Consider the following 18,192-nt stretch of genomic DNA (forward strand, 5'->3'; position numbering starts at 1 on the left):
AACCGGACCGCATCGCAGGAGGCCACCCATGCCGCAGCTCGAAGTCGACGGCGCCAGACTGACGTACGACGACGAGGGCCCCCGCGACGGTGCGGGCACGCCCCTGGTGTTCATCCACGGCTGGACCGCCAACCGGCACCGCTGGGACCACCAGCTGGCGCACTTCTCGGCCACGCGGCGGGTCATACGTGTCGATCTGCGCGGCCACGGCGAGAGCGACGGGTCGGGACGGCGGAGCGTCGGGGAGCTGGCCGGGGACGTCCTCGCCGTCCTCGATCACCTGAAGGTCGAACGGTTCGTCCCCGTCGGTCACTCGATGGGCGGGATGATCGCGCAGACCCTGGCGCTGGGCCATCCGGACCGGATCGAGCGCATGGTCCTGGTGAACTCGATCAGCCGGATGACGTACAGCCGCGGGAGGGGCCTGCTGATGGCGGTGTCCACGCGGGTGCCGTTCAAGCTGTTCGTCGCCGCCAACATCCAGCGGGCCTTCGCCCCCGGGTACCCGCGCGAGGAGATCAAGGAGTACATCCGGACCTCCGCGGCCACACCGCGGGAGGTGGTCATGACCTGCTACGGCGCGATGCGGTCCTTCGACGTCCTCGACCGGGTCGGGGAGATCCGTGTCCCCACCCTCATGATCCACGGCTACTACGACATCCAGCTGCCCGTCTCCCAGATGCTGCGGATGGCGAAGGCGTACCCGGACGCGGAAGTGCGCATCCTGGACGCCGGCCACGAACTCCCGGTGGAGAAGCCCGAGGAACTCACCTCGACCATCGACCGGTTCCTGACCGAGCGCCCCTGAGGCGCCCGCGCGCCTACGAGGTTGCCCTGGGCCCTGTCGTCGTGACCGGCAGTGGGCGCCGGGCGACCTCGTGGGCCTCCTCGGGAGGCAGGCCCAGCATGCGCAGGACGAGTTCGGCCATCTCCTCGTCGGCGCCGGGGCCCGACTGCTCGGACTTGGCGGACGACTTCAGCTGGAGCAGCCCGAGGAGGGAGCCGCCGACGGCGCTGAGGGCGACGAGGGGACTGTCCACCTGGAAGCGGCCGGAGGCGTTGCCCCTCTCGATGTCCCGCAGGGCGCGGGGGCCCAGGCCGAAGTCGGCGTGGATGTAGGGGAGGCCGCCGTAGCGCAGGACGCGGGTGAGTTCCGGGTGGGTGTCGGCGAGCCGGAAGGTCAGCCGGACGCTCACCGCGAACACCTCGGCGGGGTCGTCGAGGTCGCCGGTGATCGAGTCGATCAGCTTGCCGTACTCCTCCAGCGCGTCGACGACCGCCGCCTCGAAGAGCTCCGCCTTCGTCTGGAAGTGGTTGTAGAAGGAGCCGAACCCGACGTCGGCACGCTCGGCGATCTGCTGGATGCTGACCTCGCTCGTGCCCTGCTCGGCCAGGATCCCCTGGGCAGCGGTGATCAGGGCATGGCGGGTCCGGGCGCGCCTGCGTTCGAAGCGGTTGGCGGGCTGGGCGGCGGCTTGGTCGGGCATGCGCTCATCCTAGCCGCGACCTCTTCAGAACTGATGAGGAGATCAGTCGGCGGGCGTGGTGATCTCGCGACGGACGGGCGAACCGTCGTTCCTCGCAGAGCCCGCGGCACGGCAAAGGCCGGAGCGGCGGACCCCCGCTCCGGCCTGCGCATCTCCGTCAGAACTACAGTCCGGCGGTCGACAGCCAGCTCTTGGCCACGTCCAGCGGGTCCTTGTTGTCGTTCTGCACCTGAGCGTTGAGCTTGACCAGGGTGTCCGTGTCGAGCTTCGCCGATACGGCGTTCAGCGCGGAAACTCCGGCGGCGGAGAGACCGCTCTTGTAAGCCAGCGGCGTCACGTTCTCAAAACCGAAGAGATTCTTCGGGTCCTGAAGGACCACGAACTTGTTCTTGGTGATTCCGGGGTCGGTCGTGAAAATATCTGCGGCCTGAATGTTGTTGCCCTTGAGGGCGGCCACGGTCAACGGCCCACCCGCGTCCAGCGCCTTGAACGACTTGAATTCAAGGCCGTATTCGGACTTGAGGCCCACCAATCCCTGCTTGCGCGTCTGGAACTCCGGCGATCCCCCGATGACCAGGTCCTTGGCCGAGGCGGAGAGGTCGGCGATCGTCGACGAGGTCGTGAGCTTGTACTTCTTGGCGGTCGCCGCGTTGACCGCGATCGCGTCCTTGTCCTCCGCCTTGGAGGGCTCGAGCAGGCTCAGCTTGGAATCGAGCGCGGCCGTGATGGCCTTGCTGGTGTCCTCGACCGTGGTCGGGGCCGCCTTGGCGTTCAGATAGGCCAGCAGCGCGCCGTTGTACTCGGGCAGGACGGTGATCGTGCCGTTCTTGATCAGACCGTAGGTGGTCTCACGGCTGCCGATGTTCAACTTGTAACTGACCTTGATGCCCTTGGCCTTCAGGGCCTCGCCGTAGATGTCGGCGAGCAGGATGCTCTCGGGGAAGTTGTTGGAGCCGACCACGACCGTGCCGCCCTTGGCGGTGTCGCCCTTCAGCGGGTCCTTGCTGTCGGAGTTGTCGGAGGAACCGCAGCCCGTGAGGGCGGCAGCAGCCACAACCAGCAGGGATACAGCGTACGTTGCGGTCGTTCTGGTGCTTCTGGCGTGAGTCACGTTGGTCATCCAGACTTGTGCATGGGCGGTCGGCGGCCGGAAGGCATGGCGTGATGACGATCCAATCGAGCCCAGTAACGCACCGTCAAGACACGAATAGATCACCGATGGAGACCACACGGCTTCGCCGCGTGGGCGCAACCTGACCGAAACGGGCGTGAATCCGACGTATCACCCTGTCAGTTTTTGGTTGATCATGGCCGTACTCTTGCGGCAGCCGCTAATGTTGGCCGAGTCGGGGGACCTGGTTCCACTTGCTCGGCCCGAGCGTGCTGACATGACCCACGTCCACGCAGCCCGGGCTGCGGGCTTCCAATTGGGAATGAAGTCAAGGAGGTTTGGTGCCCGCGCACAGAAAAGCCGCCCGGGGGCCGCAGACCACGGCTCCCCGAATAGGCCGGACGCCTTCCCTCCTCGACCGTTGGCCTTTCCGCAGGAAACTCAACGTCCTGGTGATTGTCCCGCTCGCGGTCGTTTCGGCGATGATCGCCTATGTCGTGTACGCCGAGATCGACTCGGCCCGTTCCGCCGCCTCCACCGCGCAACTCGTGCGGGACAGCGCGCAGGTCACCCAGCTCATCGACGGCGTGCAGACCGAACACCGCCAGGCACTCCTCGTCTCCCTTCGCTACGAGGCCGCCCGCTCCGGCGACAAGGCGCCGGGCACCTCCGCCTTCCTCCAGGCGCAGCAGAAGGTCACCGCCCAGGCGGAGGCCGTGCGGTCCGCCTACGGGGACCGACTGCCCGACGCCGAGGCCCAGGCACTCAAGGAGCTGGAGGGCCTCGACAGCCTCCGTAAGACCATCGAAGAGGGTCCGATCCCCGCCGACAACATCGACCCGGCGTACGGATCGGTCATCGAGGGCCTCATCAACGGCCTCGGGCTCGGTCAGTCGGGCGGCGAGTCCTCGGAGTCCGCGGGCAATCTGCTGGACGCGCTGCTGCGCGCCGACACCGCCCACGCCTCTTTCGAGACCAGCGTGTTCGCGGCCCGGACCCGTGACCCCAACGCGCTCATCGAGTACACCGGAGCCGTCGGCGACTACGAGCAGTACTCCTACCAGGCCGAGCGGTTCACCCGGTTCGCCAGCCAGGAACAGGGCGCCGAACTCGCCGCGATCGAGCACAGCCCGTACCAGAGCGTCGTCGCTCAGCACTACGCCGCGCTGCAGGTCGACCCCAGCGGTCTGGTCGCCGAGAACGCCTCGCAGCTGCGCGCCGCGCTCGACGACGCCCTGGCCGCCGACCCGACGTACCAGCGTCAGGCGGAGAACCGGCTGAAGATCACCGAGTCGCTGATCCACCAGATCGCCGCCGACACCCAGAAGGCGTCCAACGACGCCTGGTGGCAGGTGCTGTGGCTGGTGTCCGCCAACCTTGCCGCCTTCGCGGCCTGGATCCTGTTCTCCGTACTGGTCCGCCGTTCCGTGGTGCGGACCGTGCGGAGCCTCACCGAGGCGGCCCAGCACGTGGCCGACGCGGCCGGGACCGAGCTGGCCCGGGTCGCCGACGACGACGCCGACGACGCGAGCCCGCCGCGCCTCGAGGCCGTGCCCGTGCCGGTCCGCGACGAACTCGGCGAACTCGCCGAAGCCTTCAACCAGGTGCAGATCACCGCGACCGCCCTGCTGGAGCGCCAGGTCATCAGCCGCCGCAACATCGCCGAGATGTTCGGCAACGTCGGCCACCGCGTCAGCAACCTGACCGCTCGCCAGCTCGCGCTGATCGACTCGGTGGAGCGCGGCGAGACCGACCCGGAGGTACTGGACCGGCTCTACCGCATCGACCACATCGCGGTACGTCTCCAGCGCAACGCCGACAGCCTGATGCTGCTCGCCGGCATCCGCGAGACGGGCCTCAACACCGGGCCCATGCGGCTCAGCAACATCGTCCGCGCCGCGCTCGGCCAGATCGAGGGCTACCAGCGGGTCACCCCGCACGCCGAGGGCGATGTCACCGTCGCCCCCGACATCGTCGGCGACCTCACGCTGATGCTCGCCGAACTGCTGGAGAACGCGGTGACGTTCTCCCCGGCGTCCAGCAGCGTCGAAGTCGTCCTGCGACCCCGGCACGGCTCCGGCGGCGGCGCCCTGATCGAGATCATCGACCACGGGCTCGGGATGAGCGCCGAGCGGCTGGAGGAGGAGAACGCCCGCCTGATCCGCCGCGAACGGCTCGACCTTGCCCCGACCGAGGTCCTCGGCCTCTTCGTGGTCGGCGGTCTGTCCCGGCGTTGGGGCATCGAGGTCGTCCTGACCCGCACCCCGGGCGGCGGCGTCACCGTCACCGTCGCGGTGCCCGGCTCCCATCTGCTGCTCGCCGACCCCACGGGGGCCGCGGCCAGGGCCCCGCACATCCTGCCGCCGCCACGCCGCCCCGGCGGGAGCGAACCGCGCCCCGCGGCGGTCGACCCGGAACCTGGCCCCTCGTCCCTGCCGCGCAGGATCCCCGCGCGCAGCCGGGGAGCGGACGGCCACACGGGCCGTCAGGAACCGACGGGCGATGGCCCCTCGGGCGGCTACGGCGGCTCCGGCGCGTCCCGGCCTCGGCCGGGCGGCACACCGGGCACCACGACTCCGGGGGCGGCGCAGCGCGAGACAGCGGGACGCGGCACGCCTCAGGACGCGGTCGGCGGCCCGGGCCACCAGCGTGGCACCGGCATGGAGAGCGGACAGGGCCGGCCGTCACGCGCCGCGGGCAACGGTATGGACAGCGGGCTCGTGCAGAGGCCACGCGGCGCGAGCACCGGCCCGGGGAGTGCGGCGGGGCAGCCGCCGCGCGGCCCGAACACCGGCACGAGCGGGGGGCTCGGCCTGCCGCCCCGCGGCGCGAGCACCGCGCGCGGCTCCGGTACGGCCCCGTCGGCACCCGGCAGCGCCCCGGCGCGACCGCGCGAGGGCGGCCCCAGTCCGCTCAGGCGGCGCGTGCGCGGCGCGACCCTGCAGGCCACCACCGCCTCGACCCGGCTGCCCAAACAGACCATTACCAACCCACGGCCGCCCGCCTGGCAGACCGCCGACGCGGAAGCGGCACGATCCGAGATCGACGAGTTCGAGGAAGCCGTTCTGCGGGCCGAGCGCGAGAGCGCGACGGAGGCTCGCGGTACCGCCTTCGGGCCGGCCCGTTCAGGGGGCCGTCCCGACACCTCTGGCGATTCCAGCACAGAGAACAACAGACCCTCATTCCCGGAAGGCATGAGCAAGTGACCATGTGGACAGGTGGACCGGAGTCCGCGGCCGTGGAACAGGCGACGGACGTGAAGGCCGCCGCTGCCGACTTCAATTGGCTGCTCAATCGTTTCGCCACCGAGACCGCCGGCGTCGTCGACGTGATCGGGGTGTCCTCCGACGGTCTGTTGATCGCGGTGTCCCAACTGCGCGGCAAGGCGGACTCGGAGCGGCTCGCGGCCATCGTCTCCGGGATCACGAGCCTCGCCATGGGCGCGTCCGGCAACTACGGCCTCGGCGGGCTCAACAAGGTCATCATCGACCTGGAGGAGGGGCACGTCCTGGTGTCCGCGCTCGGCGCGGGCGCGGTGCTCGGCGTGGTCGCCTCCAAGGAGGCGAAGCTCGGGAACATCGCGTACGAGATGACCCTCTTCGCCAACCGCGCCGGTGCCGCTCTGAGCCCGCAACTGGTCATGGAGCTCAAGAACACCGTGGGGATCGCGCCGACCGGTTGACGGCCGGCGGGGGCGTCACGAAGGCCGGGACGACCCGCGAGGTGAAGGGTGAGGACGAGATGACGGCCGGCGAGCCATCAGCCGCCGACGACGACGCGTGGGGAGCGGAGCACCCCCCGTCGATCGTCCGGCCATTCCTGCTGACCGCGGGGCGGATCGCCGGCGGTGACAGTCTGGTGCCGACGATTCCGATCGAGACGCAGGTCGTCGCGACGGATCTCGGTCTGGCCACGCTGGACGCGTTCGTCTTCGACCAGCACCGCGACATCATCACGGTCTGCCGTCAGCCGCAGTCGCTGGCGGAGATCGCGGCGAAACTGCGGATGCATTTGAATGTGATCAGAGTGCTCGCCGACGATCTGCGCGCCGACGGTCAACTGGCCTTGTACGCACCGCAGGCCGAATCCGCCCGCGACGCCACCGTATTGCGAAGGGTTATCGATGGTCTCCGAGCTATCCCCGACTCCCGGGGCGCGATCCGTGAGCGCTGACACCGAGGGTCCCCGGCCGCCGATGCCGGTGAAGATGGTGATCGCGGGCGGCTTCGGCGTGGGCAAGACCACCACCGTGGGTGCCATCTCCGAAATCGAGCCGCTCACCACCGAGGCGTCCATCACCTCGGTCGCCGCGGGCATCGACGACCTCTCCCACACCCCGGAGAAGATGACGACCACCGTCGCCATGGACTTCGGCTGTGTCACGCTCGACCCGACCCTGAAGCTCTATCTGTTCGGCACCCCCGGCCAGGAGCGCTTCGGGTTCATGTGGGACGACCTGGTCGAGGGCGCCCTCGGCGGGCTCGTCATCGTCGACACCCGCCGCCTCGACGACTGCTACGCGGCCGTCGACTACTTCGAGCACCGCGAGATCCCCTTCGCGGTGGCCGTCAACGCCTTCGACGGCAAGGTCGAACACGATCTGAACGACGTACGGTGGGCCCTCGACGTCGGCGACCATGTGCCGCTCACCGTGTTCGACGCACGCGAGCGCGGGTCCGTACGGGACGCGCTCCTCGTCGTCCTCGAACACGCCCTGGCGACCGCGCAGCAGTGAACGAGGGAAGAGGGGGGACGGGCCTTGCGGCTCGTCCCCCCTCTTCCCATTTCCTCAGACCGTACGGCGCCTGCGTACCCCCGGGGACACCGCCACCCGGGCAATGGCCCAGAACAGCACCAGCACGAGCAGCGCCAGGATCGCGGTGAGGGCCGCGCCGCCCACCACCTTCTCGTAGTTGCGCTGGTAGAGGCCGTCCAGGATGTAACGGCCGACCCCGCCGAGGCTCACATAGGCCGCGATGGTCGCCGTGGACACGATCTGGATCGCCGCCGAACGCAGACCGCTGAGGATCAGCGGCAGCGCCGCCGGCACCTCGACCTGGAACAGGACCTTCCCCTCCGGCATGCCCATTCCGCGGGCGGCGTCGACGGGGGAGGGATCCAGGGTGCGGATCGCCTCGTACGTGGTGATGAGGATCGGCGGGACCGCCAGCACCACGAGCGGGATCATCACGGGCACGATGCCGAGGCCGAGCCAGACGAACATCAGCACCAGCAGCCCGAAGGTGGGCAGCGCCCGGGCACCCGCCGACACGAAGGCCAGCGCGTTGCCGCCGCGTCCGGTGTGTCCGGTGACCAGGCCGATGGGCAGGCCGACGGCCGCGGCGATCGCGAGCGCCCCGGCGGTGTACTGGAGGTGTTCCCACACGCGCTGCGGGATCCCGTCGTACCCGTGCCAGTGGGAGCCGTCGGAGAAGAAGGACTGAATGAAGTTGAGTACGTTCACGAGACGCCCTCCGGAGTGCGGGCGGCGCCCGCGATCGTGGACGTACGGCGTGCGGCCTTGCGGCCGGAGGCCGGCTGCCAGGGGGTGAGCACGCGGCGCAGCAGGACGAGCACGGCGTCGACCAGCACCGCGAGAACGGCGGTGGTGACCACCGAGTTCACGGCGAGGAGAGGGCGGTGGTAGAGCATCGCGGTGGTGAGCAGGTTGCCGAGCGCCCCCTGGTTGCCGATCAGCGAGCCGACGCTGACCAGACTGATGCTGGAGGCGGTCGCCACGCGTAGACCGGCCATGATCGCGGGTACCGCGATGGGCAGTTGGACCTGGAGGTAGCGCCGCAGTGAACCGATGCCCATCGCCGCGGCGGCGGCGTTCGTCTCCTCGGGGACCGAGCGGACGCCGTCGACGACCGCCGGGACGAGAACCACGAGACTGTAGAGGGTCAGCGGGATCATCACGGTGGTTTTGCTCAGGCCGGTGTAGTCGATGAGCACCACGAAGAAGGCGATCGACGGGATCGCGTACAGCACCGTGGTGATCCAGAGGACCGGCGGATAGATCCAGTTGACGCGGACGCACAACAGGCCGATCGGCAGCGCCAGCAGGAGGCCGACGAGAACCGGGACCAGCGCCTCCTGCATGTGGGTGGAGATGAGGCCGAGGTAGCTGCTCTGGAGGTCGCTCGGGATGTCGAAGAAGCCGTTCATCGCGCGGCCTTCACCGTGGAGACGCCCTCGGAGTCCGCGGCGCGGCGCTGCCTGGCCGCGCGGATCGCCGCGGCGACCGTCTCCTGCCCGGCGAGCCCCAGCACACGTCCCGCCCCGTCCACGGCGACCGCCTGACCGGTGGGCGAGAGTACCGCCCGGTCCAGCGCGACCCGCAGCGAGTCCTTGCCGACCTCGAAGGCCTGCCCGTGCGGCTCCAGCGCCTGGACGTCACCGGCCCACACCGTCAGGTCGGCCCAGCCCAGCGGCTTTCCGTCCGCGTCGGTGACCAGGACCGGCCCCGCGCCTGCCGGCTTCCCGGCGAGCTGCTGCCAGTCGCTGCCGACCGGGAAGACCCGGGAGCGGTCGAGTGCGAGGTCGCGGGTGGACAGGAACGACAGCCCGCGAATGCCCCGGTCGCCGCCGAGGAACTCCTCCACGAACGCGTCGGCCGGCGCCGACAGCAGCTCGTCGGGGGCGGCGAACTGGGCGAGCTTGCCACCGGTGCGCAGTACGGCGACACGGTCACCGATCGTGATGGCCTCGTCCATGTCGTGGGTGACGAACACGATGGCCTTGCCCAGCTCGCCCTGGATGCGCAGCAACTCCTCCTGCAGACCACGGCGGACGACCGGGTCGACGGCGGAGAACGGCTCGTCCATCAGCAGGATCGGCGGGTCGGCGGCGAGCGCGCGGGCGACACCGACGCGCTGCTGCTGGCCGCCGGAGAGCTGGTAGGGGTAGCGGCGGGCCATGGCCGGGTCCAGGCCCACCCGTTCCATCAGTTCCGCCGCGCGGGCGCGGGCGCGCTGCTTGGACCAGCCGAGCAGCCGCGGCACCGTGGCGATGTTGTCGAGGATCGTGCGGTGCTGGAAGAGCCCCGCGTTCTGGATGACGTAACCCATGGACTGGCGCAGGGCGTTGACCGGCTTGCGGAGGATGTCCTCGCCGTTGACGCGGATCGTGCCGCTGCTGGGCTCGATCATGCGGTTGATCATCCGCAGTGTGGTGGTCTTGCCGCACCCCGAAGGCCCGACGAGCACGGTGATCGAGTGGTTCGGTATCTGGAGGGACAGGCGATCGACGGCCACCGTGCCGTCGGCATATCGCTTGCTGACATCTTCGATGGCTATCAAGCGTCGAAACCCTTCGGGAACGGCTGTGATCGGACGTGACCGGATCACATGCACGAGGGTGCGTAGTCTAGCCAGTTGGCGCGTGTGTTCGGGCACCGCAGGGTGGCCGGTTGTGGAGGGTGCGCAGGTGGATCCCGCCGCGTCGCACGAGCCGGTCGGGTGCGAGCGGGCGCTCCGCCGTGCGGGTGATCTCCGGGCGTGGCGGCGCGGAGGTGACGTCATCCCTGGGGAGACTGTCGCCCTCATGCTCTGTCGCCCCGCCCGCCACAGCCCGGAGAGACCCACTTGCGATTCCCCTTCCGCCGGGCCGCGCTGGCCGGCGTCGCCGTGCTCGTCGTGTCGTCCGCCCCGGCCTCACCCGCCGCCGCGGACGGCGCGGTGGCCGACCCGGCCCAGTACGTGAACCCCTTCGTCGGTACCGCGCCCGGAGGGGCCGATTTCGGCCATGGCGGCGGTGCCGGAAACACCTTTCCCGGCGCGACCGCACCCCTCGGCGGGGTGCAGTGGAGCCCGGACACGGTGACCTACCAGCACGGCGGGTACGCGTACGGGGACAACCGGATCAGAGGGTTCAGCCTCACCCACATCTCCGGGGCCGGCTGCAGGGCCTACGGCAACGTGCCCTTCATGCCGATGCTCGCCGGCGACACCAGCGGGCAGGCGACCTTTTCGCACGCCAACGAGCAGGCGACGCCCGGAAATTACCGGGTCACGTTCGACAACGGCATCGGCAGCGAACTCACCGCCACCCAGCGCTCCGGTATCGCCCGTTTCACCTACCCGGCCACCGACGACCGTCCCGCCGCGCTGAGTGTCGACGCGGGCAAGGCGTTCAACGCGGCGACCGGAACGGTCGACATCGGCACCGACACCCTGTCCGGGTTCACCGACAGCGGCGGCTTCTGCAAGTCCGCCAACCGCTACCGGCTCTACTTCCACGCCGTGTTCGACCACCCCTTCGCCCATGTCGTCCACCCCGCCGGCAGACCGGGCGCCGCGCAGGTCTCCTTCGGCCCCGACGTACGCACGGTGACCGTCCGCGTCGGCGTCTCCTTCGTCAGCGTCGACGGAGCCCGCGGCAACATCGCCGCCGAGCAGCACACGCACCCCTACGACCAGATCCGGCGGGCCGCCCGTGCCCAGTGGAACGACTGGCTCGGCCGTATCAGCGTCGGCGGCGGCACCGAAACCCAGCGCCGGGTCTTCTACACCGCCCTGTACCACTCGCTCCTGCACCCCAGTGCCCTCAGCGACGCCGACGGCCGCTACCCCGGCATGGACGGCCGCATCCACACCACCCCCGCCGGACACGTCCAGTACGCGAACTTCTCCGGCTGGGACGTCTACCGCTCCCAGGTCCAACTGCTCGCCCTGCTGGCCCCGCACGAAGCCTCCGACATCGCGCAGTCCGTCCTCAACCAGGGCCTCCAGGCGGGCTACTTCGACCGCTGGACCCTCGCCAACGGCGGCACCGGCGTCATGGTCGGCGACCCGCTGCCCGTCATCGCCTCCGCCGTGTACGCCTTCGGCGCCACCGACTTCGACGCCCGCGGCCTCCTGCGCGCTGCGATGGCGGGCCGCGACGACGAGCGCCAGCGGCCCGGACACGCGCAGTACGACGCCCTCGGCTACATCCCCGCCGGCACCAAGGGAGTGTGGGGCTCGGCGGCCACCACCCTCGAATACGCCGTCTCCGACTACGCGCTGGCCCAGCTCGCCCACCGTCTGGGCGACACCGCCGCCTACGCCACCCTGCTGAAGGCCTCCGGGAACTGGCGCAACCTCTTCAACCCCGTCACCGGCTACCTCCAGCCGCGTGCGGCCGACGGCAGCTGGCCGGCGTTCGCCCCCGCGCAGACGAAGGAGTACGTCGAGGGCAACGCCGCCCAGTACACCTGGATGGTCCCGCACGACCTGCCCGGCCTCTTCACCCTGATGGGCGGGAACGCCGCCGTCACGGCCCGCCTCGACACCTTCTTCACCCAGCTCAACGCGGGCGGCACCCAGCCCTACGCCTACCTCGGCAACGAGCCGTCGTTCGACACCCCTTGGGCGTACGACTTCGTGGGCCGCCCCGATCGCGCCCGCGACATCGTCCGCCGCGCCCTGGCCACCCTGTTCAGCGACCGTCCCGACGGCCTGGTCGGCAACGACGACCTCGGCGCCATGTCCTCCTGGGCCGTGTGGGCGAGCCTCGGCATGTACCCGCAAGCCGCCGGCACCGGGCAACTCGCCCTGGCCGCACCGGCCTTCCCCAGTGTCGTCGTCCACCGCCCGGGCGGCCCGAGGACGGTGCTCGTCGCGCCCGACGCCTCCGCCACCAGCCGGGACATCCGCACGCTCACGGTCACCGTGCCGCAGCGGAAGGGCTCGTGAGTCCGGCGTCGAGTCAGCGGGCCGGCCCGGTCGTCAGACGGCGACGACCCCGACCCCCGCCTCCGTGAACCGCCGCACGGTCTCCTCGTCCACCGCCGCGTCGGTGACCAGTGTGTCCACCGACTCGGCCGCGCAGATCCGGGCGAAGGCGCGCCGGCCCAGTTTGCTGGAGTCGGCGGCGACGATCACACGCTCGGCGCGCTCGCACAGCAACCGGTTGATCGCCGCCTCGGCCTCGTCGTGGGCGGCGGCCCCGTGCGTCACGTCGAAGGCGACCACGCCCAGCACGGCGACGTCCATGGTGATCTGGCTGAGCACACCGTCCGCGAGCGGCCCGACCAGCTCGTACGACTGCGAGCGTGCCACCCCACCCGTCAGCACGATCTTGAACTGGGGCCGCACGGCCAGTTCGCCCGCGATGTTGAGCGCGTTCGTCACCACGGTCAGCGCGGGCGACCCCGAGGCGAGATCGGGGCGCAGGGCCAGCGCGCGGGCCACCTCGGTGGTGGTCGTGCCGCCGGTGAGGCCCACTGCCTCGCCCGGCGCGACGAGATCGGCCACCGCCTTCGCGATGCGCTGTTTCTCCGAGGCGTGCCGGGCGGTCTTGTAGCGCAGCGGCAGTTCGTACGACACGCCGTGGACGACCGCGCCGCCCCGGGTGCGCACGAGCATCTGCTGCTCGGCGAGCTGGTCGAAGTCGCGCCGGATCGTGGCGGGTGACACTTCCAGCTCGGCCGCGACCTGCTCGACCTCCAGCCGGCCCCGCTCCACGAGCAGTTCGAGCAGGGCCTTCCAGCGGGCGTCGCGCGACATCCGCACTCTCCGTTCCTCGATCCTTCGCGACCCTAGCGCACCCCCAGCGCACCACATTCCCTGGCATTTCCGCGGTCGACATGCTTGATTGTGCTCGAAAGTCGGCCCTAACTTGCACTATCTTGCATGGACAGCGTCAGTGGGAGGGGTACGGCATGACCCATGTCGAGCACGAGCTGAACAGCCAGCCCGAGTGCTGGATCCGCGCCGCCGAGCAGGCCAAGGCACACGAGGGCGCACTGCCGGAAGTGGGGGAGCGGGTCGCGATCGTGGGCTGCGGGACCTCCTTCTTCATGGCGCAGGCCGCGGCCGCGCTGCGTGAGGGGTCCGGGCAGGGCGAGACGGACGCCTTCGCCGCGTCGGAGTTCCCGGAGAGCCGCTCCTACGACCGTGTGGTCGCGCTCACCCGCTCCGGCACCACCACCGAGGTGCTCGAACTTCTCGGGCGGCTGCGCGGACGTACCCGGACGACCGCTATCACCGCCGACCCCGCGACCCCCGTGATGGACCGCGCGGACGACCTCGTCGTACTCGGCTTCGCGGACGAACGCTCCGTGGTGCAGACCCGGTTCGCGACCACGGCGCTCACCCTGCTCCGCGCCCACCTCGGACTGCACACCGACGCCGTCGTCGCGGACGCGCGCACCGCGCTCGCGACCCCGCTGCCCGAAGGGCTCGTCGACTGCGCACAGTTCACCTTCCTCGGCCGAGGCTGGACCGTCGGGCTCGCCAACGAGGCCGGGCTGAAGATGCGTGAAGCCTCCCTGGCCTGGACCGAGGCGTACCCGGCGATGGAGTACCGGCACGGGCCCATCAGCGTCACCACCGCCGGCACGGCCACCTGGATGCTCGGCGAGGCCCCCGAAGGGCTGGCCGAGCAGGTACGGGCCACGGGGGGACGGTGGGTCGCGGGTGAACTCGACCCGCTCGCCGAACTCGTCCGCGCCCAGCGCCTCGCGGTCGCCGTCGCCGCGGCCCGCGGCCTCGACCCCGACCGGCCGCGCCACCTCACCCGCTCGGTCGTCCTCGCCCCGTCGGCCCGCTGAGCCGTCGGCCCGCGCACCCAGAAGGAGGAGTTGTGCCACTCGCAGCCACCGGTGACCTGGTCACCGCCGCGGCCGGGGCACGGACCGCCGTCGCCGCGTTCAACATCATCACCCTGGAGCATGTCGAGGCCGTCATCGCGGGCGCCGAGTCCGTGGCCGCCCCCGTCGTCCTCCAGGTCAGCGAGAACGCCGTGAAGTTCCGCTACGGACGGCTGCTGCCGCTGGCCCGCGCCGCCGCCGCGGCCGCCGAGCGCGCCTCGGTACCCGTCGCGCTGCATCTCGACCACGTCCAGAGCGACGACCTGCTCCGCCAGGCGTCCTCCGCCGGATTCAGCTCGGTGATGTACGACGCGGCTCGGCTGCCGTACGAGGAGAACCTCGCCGCCACCCGGGCCGCCGCCGACTGGGCACACGCTCAAGGCCTGTGGATCGAGGCCGAGTTGGGGGCGGTGGGAGGCAAGAACGGTGAACCGCCGCTCGGCGCGCACGCGCCCGGCGCCCGCACCGACCCCGCCGAGGCCCGCGCGTTCGTGGCCGACTCCGGCGTGGACGCCCTGGCCGTCGCGATCGGCAGCTCGCACGCGATGACCACCCGCACCGCCGCCCTCGACCACGACCGCCTCAAGCGGCTGACCGCGGCGCTCGGCGTGCCGCTCGTCCTGCACGGCTCCTCCGGAGTGCCGGACGACGAACTGGCCGCGGCCGTCGCGGGCGGCATCGCCAAGGTCAACGTGGGGACCGCCCTGAACATCGCGATGACCGGCGCCGTCCGGGAGTTCCTCGCCGCCCACCCCGAAGCCGTCGACTCCCGGAAGTACCTCAGCGTGGGGCGGGAGGCGATGGCGGGGACGGTGGCGCGCCTGATCCGCGTACTGAACGCCTGACCTCAGGGGACACCGACGTCGACCAGCTTCTCGAAGAAGAACTCGTGCTTGAGGAACGACACGTCGTACTCGCCCCCGGGACACGGCGGGATCAGCTGCGCCGCCTGGAACAGCCGCCAGCCGTCCCTCAAGGCGTCCACACCCGACGCGTACGGCGGCTCGTCGCTGTCCCCGGTCGTGGGGGACGTGCGGCCGGTGCCGTCGTAGACCGACCAGCCCACCACCTCCGCGTCCAGGGCGGAGGTGGCCAGGTAAAGGACCAGGACCTGCTGACGGACACTCATACGGCTTCCTCCTGGGGATGGTTGGAGACCCTGGTGACCCAGTGGTCCAGGTCGAAGGAGTCGTCCCCGGTGAGCGCGCGCCACAGCAGGACCCGATGGTAGATCTCGAGACGGCCGGTGGCGGGCTCGTACCAGGGGAAGGTCGTGGAGAGTTCCTCGGCGACTCGCGGGTCGCCGAGGTCCGAGGTGTCCCACAGCCGCCGCTGCCGCACGGCCGGGTTGAAGCGGATCTTGAACATATAGCGGACCACGTCGCTGTCGTTGCGCCGCCCGCCGTGCCACAGGCCATGGTGCAGAAACACCACGGTGCCCGCCGGGCAGACCAGCCGACTCTGCCCGCGCAGATTCTGGTAGCGCCCGGTGTCCGTCTCGTTGGTGCGCCGCAGATGGCTGCCCGGCACGCTGAGCGTGCCGCCCATGTCGAGGGTGACGTCCTGCGGGTAGTACATCAGCTGTACGTCGAAGGCGTCGGTGCGCACATCGATGATCGCGTCGGCGTGCAGCGGCTGCGCCCGCCCCTCGTGCGGCTCACGGACGTGGACGTAGTGGTGGTCGACGGCGGGGCAGGGCCCGACGAGGCTCCGCAGGGCTCCGGCCACAGCGGGGAGTTGCAGCAGCCGGCGGACGAAGGAACCCGCCGGGTAGGCGGTCGGCACGGAGCTGCCGCAGGGCACCTCGGGCACGCCCGCGCGCAGCACCTCCATGCCCTCGGCGTTCATCTCCGGCGGCACCACGGCGTCCAGCCGCAGCGACCCGTGGGCCACGAAGTGCGCCATCCGGACCGAACTCAGGAGGGGGATGCCCGAGGTGTGCTCCAGCGTGTTGGTCATGCGACTCAACGTAGGGTCGGGGCCGCCCACGGCGCGTGGGCGCGACTCACCACTGCTGGTAGCTTTTCACCATGCGGGAGACGGACGTCCACCTCGGCGAGCCGCCGGCCGTCGTCAACATCGGCGTCGGCGTGCACGGCGTGGCGAGCCGCACGGACGTCTTCCGGCTGCCGGAGCTGTGGCAGCTGCACCTCTACCAGTACGACGCCGAGCTGACCGTCGACGGCACCGCGCACACCATCCGCCCCGGCCGCGTCAGCCTCGTACCGCCCGGCACCACGGTCCGCTACCGCTACCAGGGCCGCTCCGAACACCTCTACGCCCATCTGCGCATCGCCCCCGCCGGGCCGCCCCGCACCGTCCCCGTGATGCAGGACGCGGGCCCCGAATTCCCCATGCTCTCCAGCCTGTTGCTGAACGCGATCGCGGCGGCCCCCGGGGCGCCCGAGCACACCCGGGCCGAGATCTGGACCGCGCTGTGGCGCGTCGCCCGGCTCACCCCGCCCGCCGCCACGAGCCGCGGCCCGCACCCGGCGGTCGGCGCGGCCATCGCCCACATCGAGGCCCGGCTGGCGGCGCCGCTCACCATCCCGGAGATCGCCCGTGCGGCCGGGATCTCCCACAACCACCTCACCCGGCTCTTCCGCGCCGAGACCGGCACCACGGTCGTGGCCTACATCCGGCGCCGCAGACTTCAGCGTGCCCACCATCTGCTGCGCGCCTCGACGCTCTCCATCCCGGCGGTCGCCGCCTCCGTCGGCATCCCCGACCTGCAGGCCTTCAACAAGGCGTGCCGGCGTGAACTCGGCGCCTCGCCCCGCGCACTGCGCGGAACTACTTCTTGACAGCCCTCAGGACGACGAACTTCGCGTCGCTCGCCACGAGTTCGCTGTTGCCGAAGAGGCGGCGCAGCTTCAGGTGGTAGCCGAGATGGCGATTGCCGATGACCCACAGCTCGCCGCCGGGCCGCAGCGCGCGCCGCGCCTCCGAGAACATCCGCCAGGCCGTGGTGTCCGTCGTCGCCTGGTGCGAGTGGAAGGGCGGATTGTTCAGGACGAGGTCCACGCTCCCGGCGGGGACGTCCGCGAGTCCGTCGCCCACGCGGAACTCCGCGCCCACGCCGTCGGTGTTCTCCCGGTACGTCGCCTCGGCCGAGGAGACCGCCTGGTACGACTCGTCCACGAACAGCACCTCCGCCTCCGGGTTGGCCAGCGCCATCGCCGTACCGACGACTCCGTTGCCGCAGCCCAGGTCCACGATCCGCTCGGGGCCTCGGCTGCGCGGCAGGTGCTGGAGGAGGAAGCGGGTGCCGATGTCGAGTCGGTCGGCGCAGAACACACCGGCGTGGTTGACGACGGTGCGGCCGGAAACCGGTCCGATGTCGTCGGGGAGCTGGTAGCTGTACGGCCAGGGGTTGGCGGCCCGGGCGATCCCGGCGTACGGGGTGCAGAAGATCAGCCGGGCCTTCTTCTCGGCCAGCGAGGTCCGCGTCGGGCCGAGGATCCGTTCGAAGAGGTGCAGCGTCGAGGTGTGGATCTCCTTGACCATGCCCGTGCCCACGACGACGGTCCCCTCGTGCACGCCGGGCGCCAGCCGGTGCAGCTGGTCCTCCAGCAGGGCGAGGCTCTTCGGCACCCGGACGAGCAGGACGTCGATGCGGTCGGGGGGCGTGTCCTGGGTGGTCAGCAGCCGTACCGCGGTCGCCTCGACCCCGTTGCGGGCCAGGTTCGCCCGGGTCGCCTCCTGGGCGAGGAAGGAGTCGGTGATCTGCGTCGGCCGGTGCGCCGACAGCGCCGTGGCGAGCGCTCCCCAGCGGTCGCCGACCACCACGACCGACCCGGACAGCGGCGTTTTGCTCTCCGCGAGGTGCCGCAGCAGATAGGTGTCGGCGGCGTCCCAGGCACGGAGCTGGTCGCGGGGGTCCTCGGGGAAGCGGGCCAGCGCGTACTCGGCCCAGGGCGCGGTCATCCGGTCGTTCATCGTGGGTCAAGGCTAGCCGAGCCGCAGCTCAGCCTGGTGCGGGCCGGGTCTTGATCAGGTGCGCGCACGGGACCGGCGGG

The 18,192-nt window shown here is 70.8% G+C and carries 18 protein-coding genes; 9 read left to right on the forward strand and 9 right to left on the reverse strand.

The window, feature by feature from the left end; genetic code table 11:
• Positions 1–28 precede the first annotated feature (28 nt).
• Positions 29–808: an alpha/beta fold hydrolase gene (locus tag ACIRA5_RS02795; protein ID WP_352045495.1), complete on the forward strand. Its 780-nt coding sequence runs from the start codon at positions 29–31 to the stop codon at positions 806–808.
• Between the two features lie 13 nt (positions 809–821).
• On the opposite strand, the gene ACIRA5_RS02800 is transcribed toward ACIRA5_RS02795, so the two are convergent.
• Positions 822–1,487 (reverse strand): TetR/AcrR family transcriptional regulator, encoded by a 666-nt coding sequence (locus tag ACIRA5_RS02800; protein ID WP_403686503.1) that lies wholly within the window; start codon positions 1,485–1,487, stop codon positions 822–824.
• A gap of 163 nt (positions 1,488–1,650) precedes the next feature.
• Positions 1,651–2,607: a glycine betaine ABC transporter substrate-binding protein gene (locus ACIRA5_RS02805; RefSeq protein WP_403686505.1), complete on the reverse strand. Its 957-nt coding sequence runs from the start codon at positions 2,605–2,607 to the stop codon at positions 1,651–1,653.
• Between the two features lie 332 nt (positions 2,608–2,939).
• Between ACIRA5_RS02805 and ACIRA5_RS02810 the strand changes: the two genes are divergently transcribed.
• Genes ACIRA5_RS02810 through ACIRA5_RS02825 form a run of 4 tightly spaced genes read left to right on the forward strand, consistent with a single transcriptional unit; the run spans position 2,940 to position 7,333 of the window.
• The gene (locus ACIRA5_RS02810) at positions 2,940–5,804 is read left to right on the forward strand and encodes an ATP-binding protein (protein WP_403686506.1); all 2,865 of its coding nucleotides are present in this window, start codon (positions 2,940–2,942) and stop codon (positions 5,802–5,804) included.
• A 2-nt stretch (positions 5,805–5,806) separates the two neighbouring features.
• Complete coding sequence (locus ACIRA5_RS02815) at positions 5,807–6,280, forward strand: roadblock/LC7 domain-containing protein (RefSeq protein WP_054228754.1); 474 nt, start codon at positions 5,807–5,809, stop codon at positions 6,278–6,280.
• 59 nt (positions 6,281–6,339) lie between these two features.
• A complete protein-coding gene (locus tag ACIRA5_RS02820; RefSeq protein ID WP_060898551.1) occupies positions 6,340–6,771 on the forward strand; it encodes a DUF742 domain-containing protein in 432 nt (143 codons plus the stop codon).
• The gene (locus ACIRA5_RS02825; protein ID WP_054228753.1) at positions 6,722–7,333 is read left to right on the forward strand and encodes an ATP/GTP-binding protein; all 612 of its coding nucleotides are present in this window, start codon (positions 6,722–6,724) and stop codon (positions 7,331–7,333) included. Before ACIRA5_RS02820 ends, ACIRA5_RS02825 begins: the two co-directional genes overlap by 50 nt.
• A 54-nt stretch (positions 7,334–7,387) precedes the next feature.
• On the opposite strand, the gene ACIRA5_RS02830 is transcribed toward ACIRA5_RS02825, so the two are convergent.
• Genes ACIRA5_RS02830 through ACIRA5_RS02840 form a run of 3 tightly spaced genes read right to left on the reverse strand, consistent with a single transcriptional unit; the run spans position 7,388 to position 9,899 of the window.
• Complete coding sequence (locus ACIRA5_RS02830) at positions 7,388–8,062, reverse strand: ABC transporter permease (RefSeq protein ID WP_388124484.1); 675 nt, start codon at positions 8,060–8,062, stop codon at positions 7,388–7,390.
• Entirely contained in the window at positions 8,059–8,766 is a 708-nt protein-coding gene (locus ACIRA5_RS02835; protein WP_403686508.1) for an ABC transporter permease, read from the reverse strand. The genes ACIRA5_RS02830 and ACIRA5_RS02835 overlap by 4 nt, the downstream gene beginning before the upstream one ends.
• Positions 8,763–9,899, reverse strand: a complete 1,137-nt coding sequence (locus ACIRA5_RS02840) for an ABC transporter ATP-binding protein (RefSeq protein WP_403686509.1) — start codon at positions 9,897–9,899, stop codon at positions 8,763–8,765. The genes ACIRA5_RS02835 and ACIRA5_RS02840 overlap by 4 nt, the downstream gene beginning before the upstream one ends.
• Positions 9,900–10,184: 285 nt before the next feature.
• On the opposite strand from ACIRA5_RS02840, the gene ACIRA5_RS02845 reads away from it, so the two are divergent.
• Entirely contained in the window at positions 10,185–12,275 is a 2,091-nt protein-coding gene (locus ACIRA5_RS02845) for a GH92 family glycosyl hydrolase (RefSeq protein ID WP_403686510.1), read from the forward strand.
• Between the two features lie 33 nt (positions 12,276–12,308).
• Here ACIRA5_RS02845 and ACIRA5_RS02850 read toward each other — a convergent pair whose 3' ends face one another.
• Positions 12,309–13,088, reverse strand: coding sequence for a DeoR/GlpR family DNA-binding transcription regulator (locus tag ACIRA5_RS02850; protein ID WP_403686512.1), 780 nt, complete (start codon positions 13,086–13,088; stop codon positions 12,309–12,311).
• 155 nt (positions 13,089–13,243) lie between these two features.
• Here ACIRA5_RS02850 and ACIRA5_RS02855 point away from each other — a divergent pair, with 155 nt between their 5' ends.
• Together ACIRA5_RS02855 and ACIRA5_RS02860 are read left to right on the forward strand one after the other, a co-directional pair.
• Positions 13,244–14,134 carry an SIS domain-containing protein gene (locus tag ACIRA5_RS02855; RefSeq protein ID WP_403686513.1) on the forward strand — a complete coding sequence of 297 codons (891 nt, stop codon included), beginning with the start codon at positions 13,244–13,246 and terminating at the stop codon, positions 14,132–14,134.
• Positions 14,135–14,166: 32 nt separating this feature from the next.
• On the forward strand, positions 14,167–15,018 hold the full coding sequence (locus tag ACIRA5_RS02860) for a ketose-bisphosphate aldolase (protein ID WP_403686514.1): 852 nt from the start codon (positions 14,167–14,169) through the stop codon (positions 15,016–15,018).
• Positions 15,019–15,020: 2 nt separating this feature from the next.
• Here the strand turns inward: ACIRA5_RS02860 and ACIRA5_RS02865 are convergent, their stop codons facing one another.
• Both ACIRA5_RS02865 and ACIRA5_RS02870 read right to left on the reverse strand, forming a co-directional pair.
• Complete coding sequence (locus ACIRA5_RS02865; RefSeq protein ID WP_403686515.1) at positions 15,021–15,302, reverse strand: hypothetical protein; 282 nt, start codon at positions 15,300–15,302, stop codon at positions 15,021–15,023.
• Positions 15,299–16,132 carry a phytanoyl-CoA dioxygenase family protein gene (locus tag ACIRA5_RS02870; RefSeq protein ID WP_403686516.1) on the reverse strand — a complete coding sequence of 278 codons (834 nt, stop codon included), beginning with the start codon at positions 16,130–16,132 and terminating at the stop codon, positions 15,299–15,301. Before ACIRA5_RS02870 ends, ACIRA5_RS02865 begins: the two co-directional genes overlap by 4 nt.
• Before the next feature lie 71 nt (positions 16,133–16,203).
• Here ACIRA5_RS02870 and ACIRA5_RS02875 point away from each other — a divergent pair, with 71 nt between their 5' ends.
• On the forward strand, positions 16,204–16,977 hold the full coding sequence (locus ACIRA5_RS02875; protein ID WP_403686518.1) for a helix-turn-helix domain-containing protein: 774 nt from the start codon (positions 16,204–16,206) through the stop codon (positions 16,975–16,977).
• Here ACIRA5_RS02875 and ACIRA5_RS02880 read toward each other — a convergent pair.
• Positions 16,967–18,112, reverse strand: coding sequence for a methyltransferase (locus tag ACIRA5_RS02880; protein ID WP_403686520.1), 1,146 nt, complete (start codon positions 18,110–18,112; stop codon positions 16,967–16,969). The two genes, ACIRA5_RS02875 and ACIRA5_RS02880, sit on opposite strands and share 11 nt — an antisense overlap.
• Positions 18,113–18,192 lie beyond the last annotated feature (80 nt).

The organism is Streptomyces sp. NPDC096311, from assembly GCF_044763085.1.
Taxonomy (GTDB): Bacteria; Actinomycetota; Actinomycetes; order Streptomycetales; family Streptomycetaceae; genus Streptomyces.